Source organism: uncultured Maribacter sp., assembly GCF_963974015.1.
In the GTDB taxonomy this organism is placed as follows: domain Bacteria; phylum Bacteroidota; class Bacteroidia; order Flavobacteriales; family Flavobacteriaceae; genus Maribacter.
In genome coordinates, this window is sequence record NZ_CAXBBZ010000001.1 from 317,036 (window position 1) to 343,465 (window position 26,430).

Below are 26,430 nucleotides of genomic sequence, written 5' to 3' on the forward strand. Positions count from 1 at the left end.
CCAAAATTCCTCAGGTGAAACCTGAGCTAATCGAATAGCACTAATTCTTATTTCATGAAGAAACTTTTTTCAAATTTTAAAGGGGATTTATTTGGTGGTATAACAGCAGGTATCGTTGCATTGCCATTAGCACTTGCCTTTGGAGTAAGCTCAGGAATGGGGCCAAGCGCTGGATTATATGGAGCAATTTTCATAAGTTTTTTCGCGGCACTTTTTGGCGGCACAAATACTCAGATTTCAGGACCTACAGCTCCAATGACAGCAGTAAGCATGGTTGTTATTGCTGGTATAGTAGCAATAAATGACGGAAGTATCGAAAAAGCATTACCCGCTATTTTAATTGTATTCCTATTGGCAGGATTAATGCAAATTGGACTTGGCCTAATTGGTGTTGGAAAATACATTCGATACATTCCCTATCCGGTTGTATCTGGTTTTATGACAGCTATTGGTGTGATTATTTTAGTGACGCAAATTCTACCTGCAATTGGTTATTACCCAAAAGAAGATGCTGATTTTGTAAACAAATATAAGCCTATGGCTGAAGAGATAATTTTAGATAATATCTTAAAAGAAGAGGCAGGGGAAGGTATTTTGGTACTAGAGGATTTTAAAGAGACCATAAAAAGAGCAGAACAAATTACAGAAGCTGACATGCTTAAAGAAGCTCAAACACTCGCAAAATCTGAAGCTTCTGGGGTCATTGGAGCTATAAAAATATTTCCAAGGGCTTTAAAAAATATCAACTGGCTTGAATTAATTCTAGCATTATCTACGATTATCATTATCTACGGATTTAAACGCATTACCACAACTATACCTAGTGCATTGGTAGCGCTGGTAGCCGTTTCGGGTGTGGCTTATGGTTTTGGATTAGACTACAGACCAATAGAACAAATACCTAGCGGATTTCCATTACCTAATCTTGGTATTTTTACTCAATTTGAATTGAGTTCTGTCACCCCCTATATATTTACCGCTCTTACACTGGCACTTTTAGGTGCAATTGATTCTCTTCTAACTTCGGTAGTTGCAGATAACATGACCAAAACAAAACATCGACCTAACAAAGAATTGGTTGGACAAGGAATAGGTAATAGTATTGCAGCCCTTTTTGGCGGTATCCCAGGAGCCGGAGCTACAATTAGAACGGTAGTAAATATTAATGCAGGGGGTAAAACTAAATTGTCCGGTATGGTTGCCGGTGTATTACTTTTAATTGTTCTATTAGCATTAGGCCCTGTAGCATCGCAAATTCCTGCAGCTGTACTTGCTGGTATTTTGGTTACAGTTGGTATCGGGGTTATGGACTATAAAGGCCTAAAGGCAATACCTAGTTTGCCGAAAGATTTGAGTTTAGGTCCTATAAAATTTAGCTCAGAGGTGGTAATCATGTTGGTTGTTCTTGTACTCTCTTCCATATGGAATTTAGTATATGCCGTTGGTGTAGGCCTTGTGATAGCTTCATTGATGTTCATGAAAAAAATGGGTGATTTAACTGCAGAACGATCCGACGTTAAAACACTAGAAAAGGAAGTAAATTGGCCAGATGAGGCTGCATTTCCTAAGAGTTTGCAAGAAGAAGTTTTTATTAAACATTTGAAAGGACCTCTGTTTTTCGGTTCAACAAGTGAATTTCAGCAAATGGCCGACCAAATTCCTAGAACTGCCTCTACGGTAATTATTAGAATGGGTCGTATGCAATACATGGACCAATCTGGTCTTTATACGTTAGAAGATGTATTGATCAGCCTTAGAAAATCTGGCATTAACATATTGTTTGTAGAAGTTTTAAAACAACCTAGGTATATGATGGAGCGTGTTGGACTTATTCCTGATTTGATTCCCAATGAGCATATCTTTGAGTCATTTGATGAATGTCTTACATGGGTGAAAGCGAATGTAAAAGATAAATACCCTTCGAACTAAACCATCAAAACTGATAAAAACATATTCTACCTGTTTTAAAAGTTTTAAATTTGCCGCTTTAATCAACATGTATGATTGATAAGATAAAGGAACAGATTTCTGAAGTGAATGCTTTTACAACTGATAATTTATCAGATGTAGAAACGTTTAGAATTAAATATTTAGGTAAAAAAGGAATTCTAAATGACTTTTTTGCCGAGTTCAAGAATGTTCCAAATGAACAGAAAAAAGAATTCGGTCGAACGATAAACGAATTAAAGCAGGCTGCAACCGAAAAAGTAGAAACTTTAAAAAATACGCTAGAGAACAGAAACTCTGATGAAAAGGTGTTCGGTGATTTATCTCGACCAGGAAACCCTATTGAACTTGGTTCACGCCACCCTATTTCTATTGTAAAAAATCAGATAATTGATATCTTTTCAAGAATTGGGTTCAACGTATCAGAGGGCCCGGAAATAGAAGATGATTGGCATAATTTTACCGCACTAAATTTGCCAGAATATCATCCGGCACGAGATATGCAAGATACTTTCTTCGTTCAGACCGATCCAGATATTCTGTTACGCACCCATACCTCATCTGTTCAAGTACGCTATATGGAGAATAACACACCTCCTATTCGGACTATATCTCCAGGTAGAGTTTATAGAAATGAAGCAATTTCAGCAAGGTCGCATTGCTTCTTTCATCAAGTAGAAGGTTTATATATTGATAAGGATGTTTCTTTTGCCGATTTAAAACAAACATTACAATATTTTACTACAGAACTATTCGGAAAATCGAAAATTAGACTAAGACCATCTTATTTTCCATTTACAGAACCAAGTGCAGAAGTTGATGTTTATTGGGGTTTAGAGACAGAGACCGATTATAAAATGACTAAAGGCACTGGTTGGTTAGAAATTATGGGTTGCGGTATGGTAGACCCTAACGTTCTTAAAAACTGTGGTATCGATCCAGAAGTGTATTCTGGTTTTGCCTTTGGTATGGGCATTGACCGTATAGCACTATTGCTTCATCAAATTTCAGATATTCGATTGTTGAGTGAAAATGATTTGCGTTTTCTAGAGCAATTTAGAAGTGCTCTTTATTAGTAGATTGTGAAAAAAGATATTGAGATACCTGTTGCTAAGAATGTTTATGTTGCCATTGTTCGTGAATGGAACGAAGAATTTTTGGACAAGGACTGGAATGCCTATATCATTAACGGCCGAACCACCCCAATAGAATTGACTATGGTTGTCTCAAAAGGATATGAAGGTAATTGTAAAACCTCTATTATGAGGCATTCTATTGGTGAGGTAGCAGCTAAATCGTATAAGAAGATTGAGGTAGTTCAAGAAGATGTACTAACATTGAACAATGAATTCTACGTCACATATTATGCGGAAAATAAATTATTTGAAAAACGATTTCTTTTCGAACAGAATAGTGTGAAAGAAAGTAATCTTGTTACCATTCCTATTTTGGATAAGGACGGAATCTACGCGAAATAAACTGCCCATTAAATACATTTTTTTAGATTCTTGGTTTTCCCCAAGACCCTCCAATAGCAAAACCCAGTTAAACACAAAGAACGTTATACACTTAAAAAATAGGCTGATTATTTATTTTTAGTAGGTAATTTATGGTTCAATAATACCCTAACAAAATTTTAACGCTTCTAAAAACAATTAAGTTCTTTTAGTTTGTTTGTTTCCGAACTAATAGTACCTTTGCCTCTTCATCATTAAACTCATGAGTAAAGAAGAGATAAAAAATAAGTTAATAGAAGAGCTTGGTGTTCATTTTGAAACTGAGTACGATATACCGCCATTAGCTGCTAGAATATTTGCAAACTTGGTCCTCACTGAGGAAGATGGTCTTACCTTTGAAGATTGTCTTCTTAAAAGAGGAGCTAGCAAAAGTTCAATATCAACTTCCTTAAACCTTTTACTTCAAATGGATTTTGTAAAATATTTTACAAAGCCAGGAGATAGAAAGAGGTATTTTAAAGTTGCTGAAAAAAATACTTTCTTCATCAAAAAGTTAAATCGCTCATTAAATCAACTGGAAAGGGAAAGCGATATGATTGATAAAATCACATCGTATAATAAGCAGTACCGTCCAGAGAAATATCAAGAAAATAAAAAGAAAATCACAGTTTATGGTAAGTGTATTTCAGACATGACTACAAGCCTTAAAACAACTATTGAAGAATTAAAAAAACAACAACAATAATAATTTTTTATCAGTTTAGTTCGTTTTTTACCGAATATTCTGAATTAACAAAACCTTAGTAAGGCCCTATAAATATTTTAATACAAATAACATCCAAATAAAATGAAAAAGTTATCAATTATAGGGATCATAAGTGCTACCCTTCTTTTGAGTTCCTGCTTTGGAACATCAGATAAAACAGCGCAAGGAGCTACTGTAGTGACGCCACCAAGTTTAAAAGTAGGTGAATTAAAAAAACAAAATCTTACTGTCTTTACTGAATTCTCCACTACACTAGAAGGCAAACAAAATGTAGAAATATGGCCAAAAGTATCTGGTTTTGTACAGGAGGTTTATGTAGAAGAAGGTCAGAAAATTAAAAAAGGTCAACTTCTATTTAAATTGGAAACTCAAACTTTAAATCAAGATGCCAATGCTGCAAAAGCAACCGTAAATGTTGCAGAAGTTGAGGTGAGCAAACTTAAGCCGTTAGTTGAAAAAGGTATTATTAGCGAAGTACAACTTGCGACTGCAAAGGCAAAACTAGAGCAAGCTAAGGCAAGTTACCAGAGCGTTGCATCAAATATTGGCTACGCTCGTATTACAAGTCCAGTTGATGGGTATATCGGTGTAATCCCTTTTAAAATAGGTGCTTTGGTTAGTTCTGCTATGGGCAAGCCATTAACTACCGTTTCTGACATTAGCGAAGTACGTGCCTACTTTTCTTTGAACGAAAAAGAGCTTTTAAAGCTAAAAGAGTCTTTGCCAAAAAATGATAAAAATATTATGGATATTGAAAAAGCCCCAAAAGTTACGCTAGTTATGATTAATGGTGAAGAATATGCTGAGCCTGGTAAGATTGCTATGATCAATAATATCATTAACAGTACTACAGGCAGTGTTACCGCAAGAGCTGATTTTGACAATAAAAGCAATTTGTTAAGTAGTGGTAGTACTGGTAAAATTAAAATTCCTACCATATATACGGGTGCATATGAAATTCCTCAAGTGGCCACAGTAGATCTTCAAGGAAAGAAATTAGTTTATGTTCTAAACGATGATAATACCGTGACTACCATGCCTATTAATATAGTAGCGAACACTCAAAAAGGCTTTATTGTTGAAAAAGGAATAGAAGAAGGTACGACCATTGTTCTTGAAGGTGTAACTAAAATTAAAGACGGAATGACCATTAGTCCGGTTAAGTAATAATCCGAAATTCAATCTAATAGATAACAATGTTTCAAAAATTTATAGATCGTCCAGTACTTTCTACGGTAATATCGATTATCATAGTTATTCTAGGTATTTTAGGTTTAACGACACTACCTATTGAACAATATCCTGAAATCGCACCTCCAACAGTACAGGTTACAGCTTCATACACAGGAGCAAACGCAGAGACAGTACTTAATAGTGTAATTACACCACTTGAGGAACAAATTAATGGTGTAGAAGGCATGTTATACATGACGTCTAACGCGAGTAACGATGGTGCTGCTACCATAAATGTATTTTTTGAACTAGGTACAGATCCAGATATTGCGGCAGTAAACGTACAGAACAGAGTAGCTCGTGCCAATAGTGTTTTGCCTCAAGCTGTAGTACAGACCGGTGTAATAACCCAAAAATCGCAAACTAGTGCACTTATGTTCTTCTCATTGTTTTCTGACAATGAAAATTACGATGCCACATTTGTTGAAAACTACGCAAGAATCAACTTAGTACCCAAATTACAACGTATAAAAGGGGTTGGTAACGTTACAGTCTTTGGTGCCAAGGATTACTCTATGAGAATATGGTTGAACCCAGATAAAATGGCAGCTTACAACCTTATGCCATCAGATATTCAAAATGCACTTAGAGAACAAAATCTTGAAGCGGCTACTGGTAAAATTGGCGAAAATGCCGATGGTGTTTATGAATACGTGTTGAAATATAAAGGACGTCTTTCTGAAGTAGCCGAATATGAGGATATCATTATTAGAGCTCAAGAAAACGGACAGTTCTTACGTGTTAAAGATGTTGCGGAAGTTGAATTGGGTGCCTTCAATTATGGCACTAAAAACGAAGGTATGGGTAAACCCGGTACCGTTCTTGGTATATTTCAAACATCTGGTTCTAATGCAAATGATATTATTAATTCCATTCAGACCATTTTAAAAGAAAGTAAGCAAGATTTTCCTAAAGGGATGGATTATGTGATTCCTTTTAACACTAAAGATTTCTTGGATGCTTCTATCGAGCATGTGGTACAAACCCTTATTGAAGCATTCATATTGGTATTCATTGTAGTATTCTTATTTCTTCAAGATTTTAGGTCTACTTTAATACCGGCCATTGCAGTACCTGTAGCGATTATAGGCACGTTCTTCTTTCTCTCGTTATTTGGTTACTCCATTAACATGTTAACGCTTTTCGCTATGATACTGGCCATTGGTATTGTGGTCGATGATGCCATTGTAGTAGTTGAAGCGGTTCATGCCAAAATGGAAGATGGTGCTACGAACGCAAAAACTGCCACTAAATCGGCAATGTCTGAGATTTCTGGAGCCATTATATCGATTACCTTGGTAATGTCTGCCGTATTTATTCCAGTTTCGTTTATTAGTGGTTCTTCAGGGGTTTTCTACCAACAATTTGGTATCACCCTAGCGATTGCTATTCTTATTTCGGCAGTGAACGCCTTAACCTTGAGTCCTGCTTTGGCAGCACTATTCTTAAAGCCACATAATTCATCCGAAGAACATAAAAAAGGAATTACAAAACGATTCTTTTCCGCTTTCAACACTGGTTTTAATGCTATTACCGAAAAATATGTTGGATCAGTAAAATTCATCGCCAATAGAAAATGGATTACGATAGTATCACTAGTAATCTTTACGGCAATTACCGTTTTATTATTTAAGACAACACCTGCTGGATTTATTCCTAATGAAGATAGGGGCCTTGTTTTCGCCGATATTAGCTTACCACCAGGTACGACGTTAGAACAAACGCAACTAACAGTAAAGAAACTTGACTCTATATATGCTTCAATGGATATCATAGAAGCTAGAATGAATATTACCGGTTTTAGTCTATTAAACAGGGTAAATGGTGGTTCTTATGCTTTCTCTGTACTTAGACTTAAAAACTGGAGTGAAAGAACAGACCCATCACAATCTGTAGATGCAGTGGTCGGCAGTCTTTTCGGTAAAACCGCTGGCTTAAAAGATGCGAAAGCATTCTTCTTTACACCACCCAGTGTTCAAGGTTTTGGTAACTCTACAGGTTTTGAGATGAACATACAGAGTAAAGATGCCGATGATTGGCAAACTGTGGGCCAGACCACGAATGATTTTTTGGCTGCATTAAATGCCAGGCCTGAGGTACAATATGCTATAACTCAATTCAACCCAAACTTCCCGCAATATGAAGTGCAGGTAGATGTTGAGAAAACTAAAACTGCGGGCTTAGCCGTTACAGATATTTTTAGCGCAATGCAAGGGTATTATGGAGGTTTGTATACTACTGACTTTAACAAGTTTGGCAAGCAATACCGTGTTATGATTCAGTCAAAACCTAAAGACAGGGCAGATGAACAATCGCTTAATCATATTTTTGTGACCAACGGAAATGGTGAATCGGTTGCTGTATCTCAGTTCGTTTCATTAAAGAAGATTTATGGACCTGAAATCGTTAGTAGATTCAACCTTTTAAGTTCAGTCAAAATTAATGGTACCATGAACCCTGGTTATTCTACCGGTGATGCAATTAAAGCTATTGAAGAAGTTACCGCTCAGGTTTTACCTACTAATTACACTTACGAATATTCAGGGCTTACTAAAGAAGAAAACGGTACAGGTAGCCAAACTATCATCATATTCATACTCAGTCTGGTATTTGTTTATTTCTTATTAAGTGCTCAGTATGAGTCGTATATATTACCTTTTGCCATACTTCTTTCATTACCCGTAGGTATTGCAGGTGCTATAGCATTTATAAATTTAGCAGGACTTGAAAACAACATATACTTTCAGATTGCTTTAATCATGTTAATTGGTCTACTTTCTAAGAATGCTATTCTTATTGTGGAGTTCGCCCTTCAACGCAGAAAGCATGGTATGTCTATACTAGAATCGGCTTTAGATGGCGCTAAGGCCCGTATTAGACCTATTTTGATGACTTCATTTGCCTTTATTTTTGGTTTATTGCCGCTTGCATTATCGACAGGTATTGGTGCGATAGGCAATAGGTCTATTGGTATGAGCGCCGTTGGTGGTATGTTAATAGGCACCATATTCGGGGTATTTGTAATACCGGCATTATATGTCATTTTTCAAACATTACAAGAGCGAATTACTGGTACTCCACAAGAAACAATTGAAGAATCAAAGAATTAGAGAAATCATGAACAAATTCATAACTTATAAACTTATACTGGTAGCTACACTTCCGCTTTTGCTGTCGTCTTGTTTCACAGCAAAGACATACCAGCGACCAGAAGTAGAAGTTGAAAATCTGTATAGAACCGATAATTTACCACAAGATAGTGTGTCCTTTGCATCAGTTTCTTATAAAGACCTTTTTACTGATTCACATTTAAAAACGTATATACAAAGGGGACTTGACAATAACCTTGATATTCGAATCGCATTACAAAGTATTGCAGCTGCCGAGGCATATGTTAAACAGGGTAAGGCAGGATATTTACCTATCATAAATGGTACGGCTACCGCAACAAGAACGGCAAGAACTAGTGAAAATGGACAATTCGGAAGCTTCTTCACACAGCCTTTTAATCAATATGAAACTTCAGGAACTGTTTCTTGGGAAGCTGATATTTGGGGTAAAATTAGAAGTACTAAAAGGGCAAGTGATGCAAGCTACCTTAAAACTATAGCGGCTCACAAAGCTGTAAAAACTAGTCTTGTGGCACAGATTGCCATAACCTACTATCAAATATTGGCCTTAGACAAACAGATTTCGGTAACAGAGGAAACTATAGAAAACCGTTCTAAAAGTGTAGAGACTATTAAAGCTCTTAAAGAAGCTGGGCAAGCCAACCAGGTTGGTGTAGATCAAACTGCAGCACAACTTTATAGTGCGCAAGGTCAATTATTAGACCTTAAAAACTCATTGTATCAAACAGAGAACACCTTTAGTATTTTATTGGGTGAACAACCGCAGTCATATGCACGAAGTACGTTAGATGAGCAGTCATTGGCAAATGAAATGAAACTTGGTGTGCCGGCCCTTTTACTTCGTAATAGACCAGATATCATACAAGCGGAATATAGTTTAGTCAATAGTTTTGAAATGACCAATGTTGCTAGAAGTAACTTTTACCCATCAATTAAACTTTCGGCACAAGGCGGACTTCAAAGTTTGGAGCTTGATAATTGGTTAGATTCGAGCTCTATTTTCGCCAATCTTGTAGGCGGACTTACGCAACCCATTTTAAATGGCAGAAAGATAAGAACTACTTATGAAGTAGCTAAAGTACATCAAGAACAATCTTTATTAAGCTTTAAAAAAGCGCTTTTAACCGCTGGAAAAGAAGTATCAGAAGCGTTGTATGATTACAACAATTCTGTTGAAAAGGAAGTTTTTGTAGCCAAACAAGTGGCAGCCTTAAAAAGAGCTGAAAGTAATTCTGAAGAATTATTGAATAACGGGTACCTAACATATTTAGACCTTTTAACCGCTAGAGAAAATTCCTTAAACGCAGAACTTAACTTGATTAAAAACAAATTCACACAATTGTCTGCTACGGTAGAACTATATCGTTCTCTTGGAGGTGGATGGCAATAAAGATTTGTAAACGATACATGAAGGTAAAAGACTGAATTTAAAAAGGGTAAGACTAATTGAAGTAAAAACTTAATGCTTACCCTTTTTTTAAGTAAATGAATAACCAAAGCGCAATAAATTAAGAAATAAGTATACTTTGAAAACACGATAATTTAAATGCCTACCATGCCTTAAAAGGCTTTTTACTTAATTGAGAATTATAATATTTAACCTCACCTGTAACTTCTTTGCCTAACCAATCAGGTTTTTGAAACCTTTCATTTTCAGTATTCAATTCTATTTCAGCTACAGTTAATCCTTCATTAGCACCATAGAATTCATCAACTTCATACACATGATTGCCTGAGACAATTTCATATCTGCATTTCTCAAGAATTTCTTTTTCGCATAACTCCAGCAAATTATCGGCGTCTTCTACAGAAATCTCTTTTTCCCATTCAAATCTAGAAGTTCCCGCTTCGTTAGATTTGCCTTTTACGGTAATGAATCCTATATCACCTTTTATTCTTATTCTAACCGTTCTGTTGGCATCGGTATTTAAAAACCCTTGAACTATTCGTGTTTTAGACTTTGCAAAAGACTTATAAGAATCTGATTTTACCAAAAATTTACGCTCAATTTCTATCATATGATTAGATGCATCTACTATCCTTAAACTAAGATAAGTCTTAAATTTGCTTATGCCCAATGAAATGCCTTTACGGAAAATTATCCACGTCGACATGGATGCCTTCTATGCATCGGTTGAAGAATTGGATAATCCTGATTTAAAAGGAAAACCATTGGCTGTTGGTGGTAGCGAAAAAAGAGGCGTTGTTTCTGCCGCCAACTACGAAGCTCGTAAATTCGGAGTACGAAGTGCCATGAGCGGTTATATTGCTAAAAAAAATTGTCCGCATATTACGTTTGTAAAACCAAGGTTTGAGCGATATAAAGAAATATCTAAAAAAATTAGGTCCATCTTTTTCGAGTATACTGATTTGGTCGAGCCTTTATCTCTTGATGAAGCTTACTTAGATGTTACAATAAATAAAAAAGGGAATCCTTCAGCTACCCAATTAGCAACTGAAATTCGGCATCGCATTCTGGAAGAAACAGGATTAAATGCATCCGCAGGAATATCTATAAATAAATTCATTGCTAAGGTAGCTAGTGATATTAATAAGCCCAATGGACAAAAAACTGTAAGCCCTGAAGAAGTAATTTCATTTTTAGAAGCTCTCGATATTCGTAAATTTTATGGTGTGGGTAAGGTTACTGCCGAAAAAATGTATCAATTAGGCATTTTTACGGGTAATGACCTTAAGACAAAACCTATTGAATTCTTAACAGAAAAATTTGGGAAGAGTGGTAGCTACTATTATAATGTGGTTAGAGGAATTCACACAAGTGAGGTTAAACCTCATCGTATTCCGAAATCTGTAGGTGCAGAACGTACATTCAATGAAAACTTAAGTAGTGAAATTTTCATGTTAGAGCGTTTAGAACATATTGCTGAAGAGCTAGAACGCAGACTTAAAAAAGCTACTATTGCCGGTAAAACTATTACGCTTAAAATAAAATATAGTGATTTCACCCTAAACACCAGAAGCAAAACAATACCTTATTTTATTGCTGATAAAACGCTAATATTAGAAACTTCAAAAGAATTATTGTATCAAGAAGAGTTGCAAAACTCAGTTCGCCTATTGGGTATTTCGCTTTCTAACTTAAATACTGATAATAAGGCTCTTAAAAAGATTGATGATAAATCAATATTGGTGCAATTAAAGTTCGATTTCTGAGTAATCAACCCTCAATTGATCACTTTTATCTAAAAATTACAAATGTTAACAAAAATTAACTGCATTTACTTGTACAGACCATTTCACTAGAATAATTTTGACACCGTAAATGAAAAAGAGTTTTTTAAAGTTTCTTCTTTCTATTTGTATACTTTTATCTAGTGTATACAATCCTCTATTTGCTAACATCAATTCAGGAGAAATTTCATTACACAGCACTGAACAACAGTTTGCTATATCAACACATTCAAATTTGGTTAATAGTGTTCAAAATCAGAATGCTACAATTAAAGGCTCCCTTGATAATGTTGACAAGGTTCTAGAAATAGATGCTACTGAAATTGAGGAAGAAGAAAGTGAACATTCTTTTATCAAAAAACGAGGAGAGTTTTATTACACTTCAACAACATTCTATCTTTTATCTCTATTATTCTTATTTAGTTTCTTCACTAATAACAATAGATTTCAAAGGCTATTTACTCATTTTTCTTATGTAAATAGGCGCTTCGTCTTATTTCAAGTATTTCGTTTATAATTTTTTAGGCAATTTCTTATTGCCCATAGTACCACTTCAATTGGACTTGTTAGATATAAAATTCTAAAGTCCTAAAATCTATGCGTTTTCGCATTTCTATAAACTAATAGTACCAATCATTTTAATTTAAAAGTTATGACCAAGAGAACTCTCCTGTTCGCTTCAGTGTGTGCCTTGTTTTTGTATACGAGCTGCGAATCAAAAAAAGAGAAAAAGGAAGAACACGCCAAATTCCTAGTTACCAGTCCTATTAAAAAGGATACATCAATTACAAAAGATTATGTAAGTCAAATACACTCTATTCGCCATATTGAAGTAAGGGCTCTTGAAAGGGGCTATTTAAAACAAATTCATGTTGATGAAGGCCAATACGTTAAAAAGGGCCAGCAGATGTTCAACATTATGCCCAACATTTACGAGGCAGATTTACAAAAAGCAAGAGCAGAAGCAAAAGTTGCAGAAATTGAGCTACAAAATACTCAGTTATTATTAGATGGTAATGTTGTATCAAAAAACGAGTTGGCTATGGCCAAAGCAAGTTTTGACAAAGCTAATGCAGAGGTTGCATTAGCACAGACCCATTTAGGATTTACAAATATTCGTGCGCCATTTGATGGTATTATGGACCACTTACATGTACGCGAAGGGAGTCTTTTAGATGAGGGTGAATTATTGACCACCTTATCAGACAACTCACAAATGTGGGTTTATTTCAATGTGCCAGAAGCTGAGTACTTAGATTATATCATCAGTACCGATAAAGACACCAAAAAGGAAGTTGGTCTTTTAATGGCCAACAATAAGCCATTTAATCAAGTGGGTATTGTTGAAACTATAGAAGGTGAATTCAACAATGCAACAGGTAATATCGCGTTTAGGGCAACTTTTCCTAATCCTGATAAAATACTAAGACACGGTGAAACTGGCAGTATTATTATGACGACTCCTTTAAAAGATGCATTGATTATTCCGCAAAAGGCAACTTTCGAGATCTTAGATAAAAAATTCGTGTTTGTTGTTGACAAAGACAATGTCGTAAAACAACGTGAAATCTTCATTGGTGCTGAAATGTCAAACTTATTTGTTGTAACCAAAGGTCTTACTGAAAAGGATAGAATTATTCTTGACGGTATACGTATGGTTAAAGACAATCAAAAGATAGAATCTGAGTTTGTATCACCTAAGAAAGTGCTGTCAAGTTTAGACCTATACACAGAATAACAAAATCCAAATACATTAAGATATGTTCAAAAGATTTATACATAGACCAGTATTGGCTATTGTTATTTCGGTAATTATAGTTTTTACAGGATTATTGGCAATCAAACAATTACCAATATCCCAGTTCCCTGAAATTGCCCCTACAACGGTGAATATTTTCATCGCTTATCCGGGTGCAAGTGCAGACGTGCTTATTAATTCAACAATTATTCCCTTAGAAACCGCTATTAACGGTGTACAAGGAATGCGATATGTTGCTTCAGATGCTACAAGTGCTGGAGAAGGAACCTTACGTATCATTTTTGAACCCGGTACGGACCCTAACCAAGCGGTAGTAAGGGTAAAGACCAGGGTAGATCAAGTGATGCCCAACTTACCCGAGTTGGTTCAGATGGAAGGGGTAGTAATTACTCCTGTACAGCCCAGTATGTTAATGTATATAAACCTCTACAGTAATAATGAGGACGACAACGAATTGTTCTTGTATAACTACGCTTATACCAAGATTGTTCCAGAAATACAACGTATCAATGGTATTGCAAGTGCCCAAATATTAGGAAGCCGAAAATATGCCATGCGTGTTTGGCTAAAACCTGACCGTATGCGTGCTTATAATGTTTCTGCAGAAGAAGTGATGGAGGCTATGCAAGAACAAAGCATAATCGCAAGACCAGGTAGATTGGGTGGTAGTTCTGGTAAAAAATCGCAATCATTAGAATATGTACTTACCTATGAAGGGCGATACAATGAGCCTGAACAGTATGAAAACATTATCGTTAGAGCGAATGAAGAAGGTGAAATTCTAAAGTTGAAAGATGTAGCAGATGTTGAATTGGGTAGTGAATTCTTTGATATTTACTCCAATTTAGATGGGCATCCTTCTGCATCTATGATTCTAAAGCAGACTGTAGGTAGTAATGGTAAAGATGTTATCGATGCGGTAAAAGTTAAATTAGAAGAACTAAAAGTAGATCTTCCTCCTGGTTTAGAATATCAAGTAAGTTATGATGTATCGAACTTTTTAGATGCCTCTATCGATAAGGTATTACACACACTTAGAGATGCATTTATTCTTGTGGCCATAGTTGTATTTCTTTTTTTAGGAGATTGGCGTTCTACGTTAATACCTATTATAGCGGTACCCGTTTCTTTAATCGGATCATTCTTTGTAATGCAAATGTTCGGGTTATCAATTAACCTAATTACCCTATTCGCATTGGTATTGGCTATTGGTATTGTTGTAGATAACGCAATTGTAGTCGTAGAGGCCGTTCATGTAAAAATGGAAGAAGAAAACCTATCACCATACAAAGCCTCATCAGAAGTTTTGGGTGAAATTGGTGGTGCCATTGTCGCGATAACCTTGGTAATGGTTTCGGTATTTATTCCTATTTCATTTATGTCTGGTCCTGTTGGGGTTTTCTATAGGCAGTTTTCTATAACTATGGCAGGATCAATTGTAATTTCGGCTATAGTTGCCTTGACCCTTACCCCTGTTCTTTGTGCTATGATGTTGAAAAACAATCATGGTAAGCCAAAACGTAAATCTCCAATTGATAAATTCATTGACTGGTTTAACAAGGGATTTGAGCGACTTACAGGAAGTTATGTAAAGCTTTTAAATAAAATTGTTGCAAGAAGAATGGTAACCTTTGGTCTTCTCATCGCTTTCTGCGCAGCCATATTTTTTACCAATGAATCACTTCCTGCTGGGTTTATACCCAATGAAGATCAAGGTATGATCTATGCAATTATTCAAACACCACCAGGCGCAACTTTAGAGCGTACTAATGATGTTGCTAGAAAATTACAGAAAATATGCGAAGAAATGGAAGGTGTGGAATCAGTTTCCTCATTGGCCGGTTATGAAATCATGACAGAAGGTAGAGGTTCAAATGCTGGTACTTGTTTGATCAACCTTAAACCATGGGGCGAACGTGAACACTCTGTACACGAAATAATGGAAGAGCTTGAAGAGGAAACAAAAGATTTAGGGGCTATAATCGAATATTTTGAACCTCCTGCAGTACCTGGTTTTGGTTCTTCTGGCGGATTTTCTATGCGTCTCCTAGATAAAACTGAGAACACCGACTATCATGTATTCGAAAAAATCAATAACGATTTCATGAAAGCTCTAGGCGAGCGCGAAGAATTAACAGGTCTATTTACTTTTTACTCTGCTAATTATCCTCAATACGAATTGAAAATCAATAATAAGATTGCCATGCAAAAAGGTGTTAGCATTGGTAAGGCAATGGAAAACCTAAATATTTTAATAGGTAGTACCTATGAACAAGGTTTTATTCGTTTTGGTAGATTCTTTAAAGTATATACGCAGGCCGCACCTGAATACCGAGCACTGCCTTCAGATTTAGAAAAATTGTTCGTGAAGAATGAAGAAGGTGAAATGGTGCCTTATTCCGCATTCATGTCTATGGAGAAGAAACTTGGCCCTAATGAGATTACCAGATATAACCTTTATAATTCTGCTGCTATTAACGGTCTACCGGCTAAAGGTTTCACAACTGGTAATGCCATTAACGCCATTAAAGAAGTAGCCAAAGAAACGTTACCTAGAGGTTATGATATTGCTTGGGAAGGATTATCGTATGACGAGGCCAACAGAGGTAGCGAATCATTATATATTTTTATAGTGGTATTAATTTTCGTTTATTTCGTGCTTGCCGCTCAATATGAAAGCTTTCTACTTCCTTTCGCTGTAATTCTTTCTTTACCAGCTGGTATATTTGGCTCATTCTTACTCTTAAAAATGACAGGATTGGCAAACGACGTTTACGCCCAAATTGGTGTAATTATGCTCGTTGGTCTTTTAGGTAAAAATGCGGTTTTAATCGTAGAGTTTGCTGTTCAAAAACAAAGACAAGGAGCAACTGTTTTAGAAGCTGCAATAGAAGGGTCTAGAGCAAGGTTTAGGCCAATTTTAATGACATCGTTTGCATTTATTGCAGGGTTAATCCCTCTAATAGTTGCGTCAGGTGCCGGTGCCATAGGTAACCGAACTATTGGTGGTTCTGCCCTTGGCGGTATGCTTATCGGTACAATTTTCGGGGTAATAGTAATTCCTGGACTGTACTTTGTATTTGCAAAAATTGCCGAAGGACGCAGTCTTATTAAAGATGAATCATCCGAGCCTATTTCTGAAGAATTCATGAGAGCTAGTGAAGGGGATAGCAAGACCAAACAAGCAATCAAAGAATTAAAGTCAATGATTAAAAAACTAACCAAAAGAGAAAACAATGATTAACATTATAAAATTCTTTATGAAGCACGGTAAACTGCTTTTGGTGCTATTACTAGGCGTTGGTGTTTTTTACTCTTGTGTTCCTACAAAAGAACTTAAACAAGAAAATAAAAACCTACCATCGCAGTATGCACAACAATCGACTGATACCACTAATAGTGCAATTATTCAATGGAAATATTTTTTCAAAGATGATTACTTGATAAAGCTTATTGATACAGCATTGGTTAATAACCAAGAGTTGAACATCATGTTGAAACAAATTGATGTAGCTCAGAATGAAGTTAAATCTAGAAAAGGTGAATACTTACCTTTTATTACTTATGGCGCAGGAGCCGAGGTTGAAAAAGTTGGTGAGTATACCCGTAATGGTGCTGTTGAAAAAAATCTGGAAATAAAGGAAGGGGAAGAATTTCCTGAGCCACTAACGGATTACTCTGCAGGAATTTTTGCCTCATGGGAGCTTGATATCTGGAAAAAACTGCGTAATTCTAAAAAAGCAGCTGTTCTAGAATATCTTTCAAGTATTGAGGGTAAGAATTTCATGGTAACTAGAATCATTGCAGAAATTGCAGATTCTTATTATGAGCTTTTAGCACTAGATAATCAGCTAGCATTTATCGAGCAAAATCTAGAATTACAAGGGAATGCCCTTAAAATGGTTAGATTACAAAAAGAAGCTGCCCGTGCTACAGAACTTGCTGTTAAAAGGTTCGAAGCAGAGGTCTTTAAAAACCAAAGCCATAAGTTTGAGGTACAACAAGAAATTGTTGAAATGGAAAACAAGCTCAATTTTTTAATTGGGCGTCAACCTCAACACATTGCTCGTAATTCTGCAGGTTTTATCGAAACAGAGATGGATACTATTTACTCAGGAGTACCTTCACAATTACTGCAAAACAGACCTGATATTAGACAAGCGGAATATGAATTGGAAGCAGCCAAGCTTAACATCAAAATCGCTAGAGCAAATTTTTATCCTAGCATAGGTATAAAAGCTGGCATTGGGTTACAGGCTTTTAATCCGAAGTATTTATCGGCTACTCCTGAATCGCTTATGTATAGCGCTATGGGTGATATCGTGGGGCCTTTAATAAATAGAAATGCAATAAAGGCAAACTACAATACGGCTAATGCAAAACAAGTACAAGCTGTTTTTGAGTTTGAAAAAGCAATTTTGAATGGCTATATAGAAGTTGTGAACCAGCTTTCTAAAATGGAAAACCTAAAAAAGAGTTATGATTTAAAGGAAAACCAAGTGAAGGCTTTGACAGAATCTATTGATTTATCTACTCGATTATTTCAATCTGCAAGAATTGAATACATTGAAGTGTTGTTAACGCAACGTGAAGCTTTAGAATCAGAAATGGAGCTAGTGGAAACTAAAAAAGACCAGTTAATGGCAAGGGTAAATGTTTACCAAGCTTTGGGAGGTGGATGGAATTGATAATCTTGTTTTTACTTTTTAATTAATACATAAACCCTAATAGAGAAATTCTATTAGGGTTAGTTTTTATACAGCCATTCAACCCTAAACAGACCATTTAAACATAAGGTAATCCCCAATTTAAAGTGCTTTCCTAGAGTTTATGTTCAACTTTTTAAGTATAATGTAAGTTATTACCTAAGTTATATTAAACATTTGTGTTAATCATCGCTTAACATTATTGCTATTTTAATGGTTTTTTTAATTTTATGACAAATTGCTGTGAAAAAGAAAATTTATTTATTACTCTAAACTAGATTGCATGATAGATTTAAAAGATTACGACAACGCCGTAATCAAGTTTAGAAAAAGTTTAAGCTATAACATTTTACCCGTGCTTTCATGGGATTTCTACGCCGAAAATCTTGAAAGTATATATAAATCTGAAGAGGACATGAACGCTCTTATGAGTTTAGGGTCATTGAATTCTTGGAATATAGATACTGAAGCATTAGATGAGAGATTGAAGGCCAATAAGAATGTTGTAGTTGTAACCGACACTAATTTAAATATTGTTTTTGCCACAAAAAATATTTGGGAGATGAATCAATATCACCCAAATGAAATTTTAGGTAAAAAGCCTAAGATGTTTCAAGGCAGTAAGACTTCAAAATCTACTCTAAAAATAGTCTCTGAAGCGGTTAAGTCAAATAAGCCTTTCGAAGTTACCATAGTTAACTATCGTAAAGATGGTTCTACCTATAACTGTTGGATTCAAGGTCAACCAGTTTTTGACCAAAAAGGAAAGGTGGTTAATTTCATTGCCTTTGAAAAGGAAGTTGCTTAATGAAATAATAAGACAAAAAAGGGGGCACTTTTCAGTGCCCCCTTTTTTTCATTTATTTATATCGACTAAATATCGCCGGATTCTATCTCAGTTACTCTTAATGTATTAACCATTCCTTTATCTTTCATAGGCATCGCCGCAAGACTGATTAACATATCGCCAACTTCTATATAGCCTTTTTTGAATGCCATACGGTTTACATCATCAATCGTATCATCTGTAGAAACATTCTTGTCATAATAAAAAGCTTTCACTCCCCATAAAAGGTTCAATTGAGTAAGTATTCTTTTATTAGATGTAAATACAAGTATGTGTGCACTTGGTCTCCATGCCGAAATTTGAAAAGCGGTATAACCGCTATTGGTCAAGGTGGAAATTGCCTTTGCCTTTATTTCATTTGCCATTAATGCTGCATGGTAACAAATAGATTTGGTTATAAATCTTTTTGTACGAACATGCGGTGGATCTTGAGGCACATGAATTAAATCTGAACCTTCAACACTTTGTAAAATACTTGACATTTTTTCAATTACTTCAACAGGGTAATTACCCACCGAAGTTTCACCAGATAACATAACAGCATCTGCACCATCCATAACCGAGTTAGCAACATCATTAACTTCTGCTCTAGTCGGCGTAAGACTGGTAATCATTGTTTCCATCATTTGCGTTGCAATAATTACCGGAATCCTAGCTTTTTTGGCACGTAATACCAATTGCTTCTGAATTAAAGGAACTTCATGTGCAGGTACCTCAACACCTAAATCTCCACGAGCAACCATCAGTCCATCACAATACGCTACTATCTTATCGATATTCTCAACCGCCTCTGGCTTCTCAATCTTTGCAATAATTGGAATTTTATGGGCAGAATGTTTATTGATAATATTTTGAAGATCAATCAAATCTTGACTGAAACGAACAAACGAAAGGGCGATCCAATCCACTTCTAGTGAAATTGCAAATTCGGCATCCTTAATATCCTTTTTTGTAAGCGCTGGTAAAGAAATATTAGTGTTAGGTAAGTTAACTCCTTTCTTAGATTTTAACGGCCCACCTTGTATAACTTTAGCCAGTACTTCATCTTCGCCATTAGTTTTCACTACTTCGAACATTAGTTTACCATCATCCAATAGAATGCGTTCCCCAGCCTTAACATCTCTAGGGAATTCTTGGTAGTTCATGTAAACTCTTTCAGCAGTACCCTCAAAAGGTTTACCGGTAACAAATGTTATTTCATCACCAGGACTAACGACTACATCGCCTGCCATTACACCTACACGTAGTTTAGGACCCTGTAAATCTGCTAAAATGGATGTATTTGTACCCATTTCTTCATTCAATTCACGTATCATTTTAACACGTTCCGTTACATCATCATAATCGGCGTGAGAAAAATTTATTCTGAAGACATCTACTCCTGCATTGATCATGCTCCTGAGTACCTCTTTCTTGCTAGTTGCAGGCCCTAAGGTGGCTACAATTTTCGTCTTTTTTACAGTTGGCATTTTTAAAATATTAAATTATTCTTCGATTTTAGTTTTTCCGTACTTATTTCATACGCTGCCATAACCCTTGGCAACATAAGTATATTTTTTATTAACGAGTTTGTATCGAATTCCTTCTCCGTTTCTATTTTCAATAGATAATCAACATCCTTATATTCAGGTATAAGCCTTGGTTTAGAAAATGTTGTTTCGTTATGGAATAAATCATTATTGGAAATCAGTTCTTGTTCACTGCCGTGGTTAGCGACCAACACCCAATACATGTCATGAAATTCATCATCCCATTCAAAAATTGGAAATAATTTATTTTCATCAAGATTAAAATCTTTTCTTGTTCTTACAAATTTTGCTTTAACAAATTGATTTAATCCATAGACTAAAGCATAATCGTCTAAAGTAGTATGTAATGCTATTAGGATAAAAGATTCATCATAAAAATCATCGTTTATTTTATAAATAGCTGCCATACTCCAAGAAAAGCGTAAATATAAAACTAATAAGCTTTAAAGCCTAGTTTCACAAATTGATATAAACATTATAAAAGTTATTAAAATGTTAGCATTTTAGCATTTTGGCTGAAGATTAATTCTCCATCTTGCTCTGAAGTGCAAAGAATGCTCTTTTTGAAGCTCTCTCTTCTGCCTTCTTCTTTGAAGTTGCCCTGGCTTTTGCTACCACATTACCTCCAATAGAAAGTTTAACTGCAAAATGTTTTAAAGCATCATTTCCTGTATCATCATAAACATCGAAATCAAAAGTTTTCTTTTGCTTTTGACACCATTCAATGACTAAACTCTTATAGCTTATAACCCTACCTTCTAATTGCTCAATATCCACATAGGGCTCTATCACCCTCTTTTTAATAAACTTATCACAGTAATTATACCCTCTATCTAAATAGATCGCACCTACCAGAGCTTCAAAAACATTACCATGAATATTTTGGCCGAAGTGCGATTTAGGGATTCTACTTTCTACAAAATTAATTAACCCCAAATCTTTACCAAGCTCATTAAGGTGTTCTCTACTTACTATTTTAGAACGCATTTTGGTAAGATAACCCTCATCACCCTCGGGAACTTCATTATAAAGATGCTTGGAAATTATAGTACCCAACATAGAATCACCTAAGAATTCTAATCGTTCATAATTCATAGCATTTCCCTTTTCATCCTTTTTATTCATAGACCTATGTAAAAAGGCCTTCTTATAGAATGATAATGTTTTGGGTTTGAATCCTAAAATTTTGGTGACCCCCAAAAAAAAATCCCCATCCTCTTTAGGATGGGAATTAAATAAGTTTGTGGGAAAAGACATAAAATTATTAATCTAATTTTTTAAAAACCACACATGCATTATGGCCACCAAAGCCAAATGTATTACTCATCGCCACTCTAACATCGCGTTTCTGCGCTTTGTTCAAAGTGAGGTTTAAAGTAGGGTCGATATTTTCATCTACCGTAGTATGATTTATTGTTGGCGGCACTATACCATGTTCCATTGCCAATATTGAGGCAATGGCTTCAATAGCCCCTGCAGCACCCAATAAATGCCCTGTCATAGATTTCGTAGAATTGATATTTATATTTTTTGCGTGCTCACCAAATACTTTGGTAATCGCTTTTAATTCTGCTACATCACCAAGTGGTGTAGAAGTACCATGAGTGTTTATGGCATCTACATCTTCTATGGATAGACCAGCATCTCTTAAACAGTTCTCCATTACTCTTACCACACCTATTCCATCAGGGTGAGGTGCCGTCATATGATAAGCATCACTTGACATTCCGCCACCTGCTACTTCAGCATATATTTTTGCTCCTCTAGCAATTGCATGCTCATATTCTTCTAGAACCAATGCGCCAGCGCCTTCACCTAAGACGAAACCGTCCCTGGTTGCATCAAAAGGTCTTGAAGCCGTTTCTGGACTTTCATTTCTAGTCGATAAAGCGTGCATTGCTCCGAAGCCACCCATGCCTGCAATGGTAACTGCAGCCTCACTACCTCCTGTCACGATTACATCGCAATGTCCTAAACGTATATAGTTTAAGGCATCTATCATAGCATTGGCCGAAGAGGCACAAGCAGAAACAGTAGTATAATTTGGCCCCATAAAACCATGCTTTATGGAAATGTTTCCTGGTGCAATATCTGCAATCATCTTTGGAATAAAGAAAGGATTGAATCTAGGAGTACCATCTCCATTTGCAAAATTCATTACTTCATTCTGAAAAGTTTCCAAACCTCCAATCCCTGCTCCCCAAATAACTCCAACACGAAATTTATCGACTTTTTCTAAATCTAATTTAGAATCAAGAATGGCTTCGTCAGATGATATAAGTGCATATTGTGCAAATCTATCTAGTTTACGGCCTTCCTTTCTGTCAAAATGATCGTCGGTGCTGTAATTTTTCAGCTCACATGCGAATTTAACTTTGAACTTTTCTGTATCGTAATAGGTTATTGGTGCAGAGCCGCTTTTACCGCTTATCAATGCATCCCAATATTCCTCAATATTATTACCTATTGGGGTAAGTGCCCCCAAACCTGTAACTACAACTCGCTTTAACTGCATTTAACTTATTATTTGTTTAAATCTAAACCAAGCGTAAATTAAAAAAAATTATCCATGCGGAGCATTTACCACATGGATAATTTGAATTCTATTTAAGAATACATGATTTTACTTCGCTTCTTCTATATAGCTGATGGCTTGACCAACAGTTGCGATATTTTCGGCTTGATCGTCTGGAATTTGAATATCAAATTCTTTTTCGAATTCCATTATCAACTCTACTGTATCTAATGAATCTGCGCCTAAATCGTTAGTAAAGCTAGCTTCGGTTACCACTTCGTTTTCATCAACTCCTAATTTATCAACGATGATAGCTTTAACTCTTGATGCAATGTCTGACATAATAATATTTGTTTTAAAAATTTAAATTGTAGGCAAAAATAAAAAACTTTGGTTTAATTACACTAATTGTCGTTAAAATGTATTGTAATTTAATAAAATTAAATACAAGTGCTGTAATTTTACCATATTTATATTTTGTTTCGGCAACGTTGAAAAAGGGTATTGAAAGAGGTGAGTTAATAGAACTATAAATGATAATCGTTTTTTCTAAATCCTGACAAGCTTCTTGTTTACTATTTTTGCTCCGAACTTAATTAGTTGTTTTTGCTCTCTTTTAAAGACCATTTCTATTGAAAACCAAACAAATTATTCTTTTTGCCTCAGGTTCTGGGTCGAATGTCGAAAACATTGCCAACTATTTTAAATTCAGAAAGGACGTTACTATATCCTGTGTACTTACCAACAAAAGCGATGCCAAAGTCATTGAACGTTGTAATAGACTTGGAATAAATGCACTTTATTTTAATCGACAGGCCTTTTCAAAAAGTGATTTCGTTTTAAAAATGTTACAATCACTTAATCCAGATCTTATTGTCTTAGCAGGATTTCTTTGGAAAATACCTGAATCTATAACCAATGCCTTTCCAAATAAAATCATCAATATTCATCCTGCCTTATTACCTAAATATGGTGGCAAGGGTATGTACGGAATGAATATTCACAATACTATTAAAGCAAATAACGAATCAGAAACGGGCATTACCATACACTATGTAAATGCTCACTATGATGAGGGCGCCATAATTCACCAAGAAAAAATTATCATTGATAGCAAGGATACCGCAGAGGATATTGCCTCTAAAGTACATCAATTAGAATACGAGTTTTTCCCAAAAGTTATCGACGATTTATTATTTAAAAAGTAATGGCCAAAAAAGGAAAGTTCTATGTAGTCTGGAAAGGTAAAAAACCAGGCATTTTTGATTCTTGGGCAGCATGCAAGGCTGCTATTACTGGTTATGCAGGGGCAGAATACAAATCTTTCGAATCTTTTGATGTTGCAAAGAAAGCCTATAATGGAAATTATGCTGATTATAAAGGAAAGAAGAAAATAGCATCGACCCTATCAAAAGAAGAACTATTAAAAATTGGCCTGCCTAACTATCATTCTATTTCTGTTGATGCAGCCTCAAGCGGTAATCCAGGAGTTATGGAATACCAAGGGGTAGACACCAAAACCCGTAAAAAACTATTCAGACAAGGGCCTTTTCCTCAAGGCACTAACAACATTGGTGAATTTTTAGCTATTGTACACGGACTCGCATTTTTGAAAGAACGTAACAGTGACCGAATTATTTATACCGATTCGAGAACTGCCATGAGCTGGGTTCGTAAAAAAAAATGTAATACCAAACTAGCTGAATCAGCGAAAAACAAAGACCTTTTCGAACTCATAGGAAGAGCTGTTGATTGGCTTAAAAAAAATCAATATAATACGTTAATTGTAAAGTGGGAAACAAAGGCATGGGGTGAAATTCCTGCTGATTTTGGCAGGAAATAAATTTAAGTTAAATTATGACAATGATTAAACTTAAAAATTGTTTTCTTATTCATAGTGCAAAACACCCTTTTTACTGTGCACTATTTTTGTTTTTGTTTTCCTTCAATTTAATTGGTCAAGAAAAGTCGGTTTCTGACTCAATAAAAAATGACATACTAGCAAAATATAATGGATTTGAAACAACTCCTACAAACCCTCTCCTACAATCTAAATTTGATTCCCTTTTAATAGCGTTAGGAATTGAGCAGAAAATTTTTTTTGTCACTACAGAAGAACCCTTATTTGAATACATTTGGATGATTGCAAGTAATCGAAATGACTATAAAGCCATAACTATTCCAAATAAACCACCTTCTTTCATTTTTAATAAAACTACTTCTAATTTTAATGCATTGAACTTTTTACATGCTATTGGGCATCATGTAAACAATGATGGTGATGGGAATACAATAGACCTAGTGGAAAAAGAATTAGAAGCAAATAGCTTTACTGGTTATTTTATGAATAAAATGGGCTATAGTAAGAATACTTATACCTTATATCTTAAAAGCGACGAAAAACATTTAGAACCAGCAATAGCACTCAATAATATAGACCAAAATCTGCTAAATTCTGCTTTTAAAGATGGTTGGGAAACATACGCAATAGAACAAAGCTTACATGTCGATGAAAATAACCTTGAAATTTATAAAGCCAATAAAAAGTATGTGGACTCTCTAATTCTTATTGCAGAAAAGAATTTTGACACTGATTATCTAGTTAGTGCTAATCATTACTCTAAAGCGTATCAGTATAGCAACGGTAAAAAAATATCAACCTTATATAATGCATATGATCAATTTTTAAAAGCGAAAGAGCTTGATAAGGCGCTATTGTATGCCAATTTACTTTTTAAAAATAGTGCTAGATTTTTAAACATCAAAAGCTATAAACAATTATTCAATGATATAGCAATGATCTATGAAATTAAAAGAGATTATGAAAATGCTCTAAAATTTCTAGACATTGCCCATACTTTAGATATTAAGAATACAAATCTATTAGATAGAAAGTCTTTAATTATCAGTAGGCAATCTAACCCAGAAGCACTAATCAACACATTAATCGAACGCATTAAAATTGGATCAGTATCAACAGATTTATATTACAAATTAGCTGGTGCATATAAAGCTAACAAACAACCCTTAGAAGCAATAAAATACTACAAAAGGATTTTAGCGATGTCCCCAAAACATATAAATGCTAGATTAGAACTAGCCAAGCTTTATATTGAAGAAGGGGTTGACATAGTCAATATTCTAAATTTAACTGATTTGTCTAAAAACCCAAGTTTAGATATTAAAAAATCAATAAAAACTAAAAAAACCTTATGGGATAATGCAAAAAATGTTCTTAAAGAAGGGTTAAAAACAAATCCAAAAAACCCATACTTAAAACAAGAACTGAAAAATTTAAAAACCTTAAAACGAACAAAACCTATAACCTTACATTACAATTTCTAGTAA

22 protein-coding genes are annotated in these 26,430 nt (G+C 35.1%); 16 read left to right on the forward strand and 6 right to left on the reverse strand.

Translation table 11 applies throughout. The features are described from left to right. The first annotated feature begins 54 nt into the window (after nt 1-54). The 7 genes from AACZ41_RS01415 (at nt 55) to AACZ41_RS01445 (ending at nt 9,924) form a co-directional block, all read left to right on the forward strand. Entirely contained in the window at nt 55-1,929 is a 1,875-nt protein-coding gene (locus AACZ41_RS01415; protein ID WP_339625756.1) for a SulP family inorganic anion transporter, read from the forward strand. Nucleotides 1,930-2,000: 71 nt separating this feature from the next. Further along, the gene (gene pheS / locus AACZ41_RS01420; protein ID WP_339625758.1) at nt 2,001-3,023 is read left to right on the forward strand and encodes a phenylalanine--tRNA ligase subunit alpha; all 1,023 of its coding nucleotides are present in this window, start codon (nt 2,001-2,003) and stop codon (nt 3,021-3,023) included. 6 nt (nt 3,024-3,029) lie between these two features. Continuing rightward, complete coding sequence (locus tag AACZ41_RS01425) at nt 3,030-3,425, forward strand: hypothetical protein (RefSeq protein ID WP_339625760.1); 396 nt, start codon at nt 3,030-3,032, stop codon at nt 3,423-3,425. Between the two features lie 241 nt (nt 3,426-3,666). Continuing rightward, nucleotides 3,667-4,149, forward strand: a complete 483-nt coding sequence (locus AACZ41_RS01430) for a transcriptional regulator (protein WP_339625762.1) — start codon at nt 3,667-3,669, stop codon at nt 4,147-4,149. Between the two features lie 102 nt (nt 4,150-4,251). Next, the gene (locus AACZ41_RS01435) at nt 4,252-5,337 is read left to right on the forward strand and encodes an efflux RND transporter periplasmic adaptor subunit (RefSeq protein ID WP_339625764.1); all 1,086 of its coding nucleotides are present in this window, start codon (nt 4,252-4,254) and stop codon (nt 5,335-5,337) included. Between the two features lie 29 nt (nt 5,338-5,366). Further along, nucleotides 5,367-8,513 (forward strand): efflux RND transporter permease subunit, encoded by a 3,147-nt coding sequence (locus tag AACZ41_RS01440; protein WP_339625766.1) that lies wholly within the window; start codon nt 5,367-5,369, stop codon nt 8,511-8,513. Nucleotides 8,514-8,520: 7 nt separating this feature from the next. After that, nucleotides 8,521-9,924, forward strand: a complete 1,404-nt coding sequence (locus AACZ41_RS01445; RefSeq protein ID WP_339625768.1) for a TolC family protein — start codon at nt 8,521-8,523, stop codon at nt 9,922-9,924. Nucleotides 9,925-10,084: 160 nt separating this feature from the next. Here the strand turns inward: AACZ41_RS01445 and AACZ41_RS01450 are convergent, their stop codons facing one another. Next, nucleotides 10,085-10,552, reverse strand: coding sequence for a CYTH domain-containing protein (locus tag AACZ41_RS01450; RefSeq protein WP_339625770.1), 468 nt, complete (start codon nt 10,550-10,552; stop codon nt 10,085-10,087). Between the two features lie 52 nt (nt 10,553-10,604). Here AACZ41_RS01450 and dinB point away from each other — a divergent pair, with 52 nt between their 5' ends. From dinB to AACZ41_RS01480, 6 genes are all read left to right on the forward strand, one after another. After that, the gene (gene dinB / locus AACZ41_RS01455; protein ID WP_339625772.1) at nt 10,605-11,708 is read left to right on the forward strand and encodes a DNA polymerase IV; all 1,104 of its coding nucleotides are present in this window, start codon (nt 10,605-10,607) and stop codon (nt 11,706-11,708) included. A gap of 109 nt (nt 11,709-11,817) precedes the next feature. Continuing rightward, complete coding sequence (locus tag AACZ41_RS01460; protein ID WP_339625774.1) at nt 11,818-12,243, forward strand: hypothetical protein; 426 nt, start codon at nt 11,818-11,820, stop codon at nt 12,241-12,243. Nucleotides 12,244-12,378: 135 nt separating this feature from the next. Further along, nucleotides 12,379-13,464: an efflux RND transporter periplasmic adaptor subunit gene (locus tag AACZ41_RS01465; RefSeq protein WP_339625776.1), complete on the forward strand. Its 1,086-nt coding sequence runs from the start codon at nt 12,379-12,381 to the stop codon at nt 13,462-13,464. A gap of 22 nt (nt 13,465-13,486) precedes the next feature. Continuing rightward, nucleotides 13,487-16,729 (forward strand): efflux RND transporter permease subunit, encoded by a 3,243-nt coding sequence (locus tag AACZ41_RS01470; protein WP_339625778.1) that lies wholly within the window; start codon nt 13,487-13,489, stop codon nt 16,727-16,729. Next, nucleotides 16,722-18,173, forward strand: coding sequence for a TolC family protein (locus tag AACZ41_RS01475; protein WP_339625780.1), 1,452 nt, complete (start codon nt 16,722-16,724; stop codon nt 18,171-18,173). Before AACZ41_RS01470 ends, AACZ41_RS01475 begins: the two co-directional genes overlap by 8 nt. 301 nt (nt 18,174-18,474) lie before the next feature. Then, the gene (locus AACZ41_RS01480; RefSeq protein WP_339625782.1) at nt 18,475-18,999 is read left to right on the forward strand and encodes a PAS domain-containing protein; all 525 of its coding nucleotides are present in this window, start codon (nt 18,475-18,477) and stop codon (nt 18,997-18,999) included. A gap of 65 nt (nt 19,000-19,064) precedes the next feature. On the opposite strand, the gene pyk is transcribed toward AACZ41_RS01480, so the two are convergent. The 5 genes from pyk to AACZ41_RS01505 all read right to left on the reverse strand — a co-directional run bounded on the left by pyk (nt 19,065) and on the right by AACZ41_RS01505 (nt 23,424). Next, the gene (gene pyk / locus AACZ41_RS01485; RefSeq protein ID WP_339625784.1) at nt 19,065-20,507 is read right to left on the reverse strand and encodes a pyruvate kinase; all 1,443 of its coding nucleotides are present in this window, start codon (nt 20,505-20,507) and stop codon (nt 19,065-19,067) included. A gap of 2 nt (nt 20,508-20,509) precedes the next feature. Then, nucleotides 20,510-20,974 (reverse strand): IPExxxVDY family protein, encoded by a 465-nt coding sequence (locus AACZ41_RS01490; protein ID WP_339625786.1) that lies wholly within the window; start codon nt 20,972-20,974, stop codon nt 20,510-20,512. A 115-nt stretch (nt 20,975-21,089) separates the two neighbouring features. Continuing rightward, nucleotides 21,090-21,824 carry a ribonuclease III gene (gene rnc, locus AACZ41_RS01495; RefSeq protein ID WP_339625789.1) on the reverse strand — a complete coding sequence of 245 codons (735 nt, stop codon included), beginning with the start codon at nt 21,822-21,824 and terminating at the stop codon, nt 21,090-21,092. Nucleotides 21,825-21,831: 7 nt separating this feature from the next. Continuing rightward, a complete protein-coding gene (fabF, locus tag AACZ41_RS01500; RefSeq protein ID WP_339625791.1) occupies nt 21,832-23,082 on the reverse strand; it encodes a beta-ketoacyl-ACP synthase II in 1,251 nt (416 codons plus the stop codon). A 108-nt stretch (nt 23,083-23,190) separates the two neighbouring features. Then, nucleotides 23,191-23,424, reverse strand: a complete 234-nt coding sequence (locus tag AACZ41_RS01505; protein ID WP_008269813.1) for an acyl carrier protein — start codon at nt 23,422-23,424, stop codon at nt 23,191-23,193. A gap of 290 nt (nt 23,425-23,714) precedes the next feature. Between AACZ41_RS01505 and AACZ41_RS01510 the strand changes: the two genes are divergently transcribed. The 3 genes from AACZ41_RS01510 to AACZ41_RS01520 are packed head-to-tail and all read left to right on the forward strand — an operon-like array spanning nt 23,715 to nt 26,427. Further along, nucleotides 23,715-24,290: a phosphoribosylglycinamide formyltransferase gene (locus AACZ41_RS01510; RefSeq protein ID WP_339625793.1), complete on the forward strand. Its 576-nt coding sequence runs from the start codon at nt 23,715-23,717 to the stop codon at nt 24,288-24,290. Beyond that, nucleotides 24,290-24,925 (forward strand): ribonuclease H family protein, encoded by a 636-nt coding sequence (locus AACZ41_RS01515; protein ID WP_339625795.1) that lies wholly within the window; start codon nt 24,290-24,292, stop codon nt 24,923-24,925. The genes AACZ41_RS01510 and AACZ41_RS01515 overlap by 1 nt, the downstream gene beginning before the upstream one ends. 20 nt (nt 24,926-24,945) lie before the next feature. Beyond that, nucleotides 24,946-26,427 (forward strand): tetratricopeptide repeat protein, encoded by a 1,482-nt coding sequence (locus AACZ41_RS01520; protein WP_339625797.1) that lies wholly within the window; start codon nt 24,946-24,948, stop codon nt 26,425-26,427. Nucleotides 26,428-26,430: the final 3 nt, after the last annotated feature.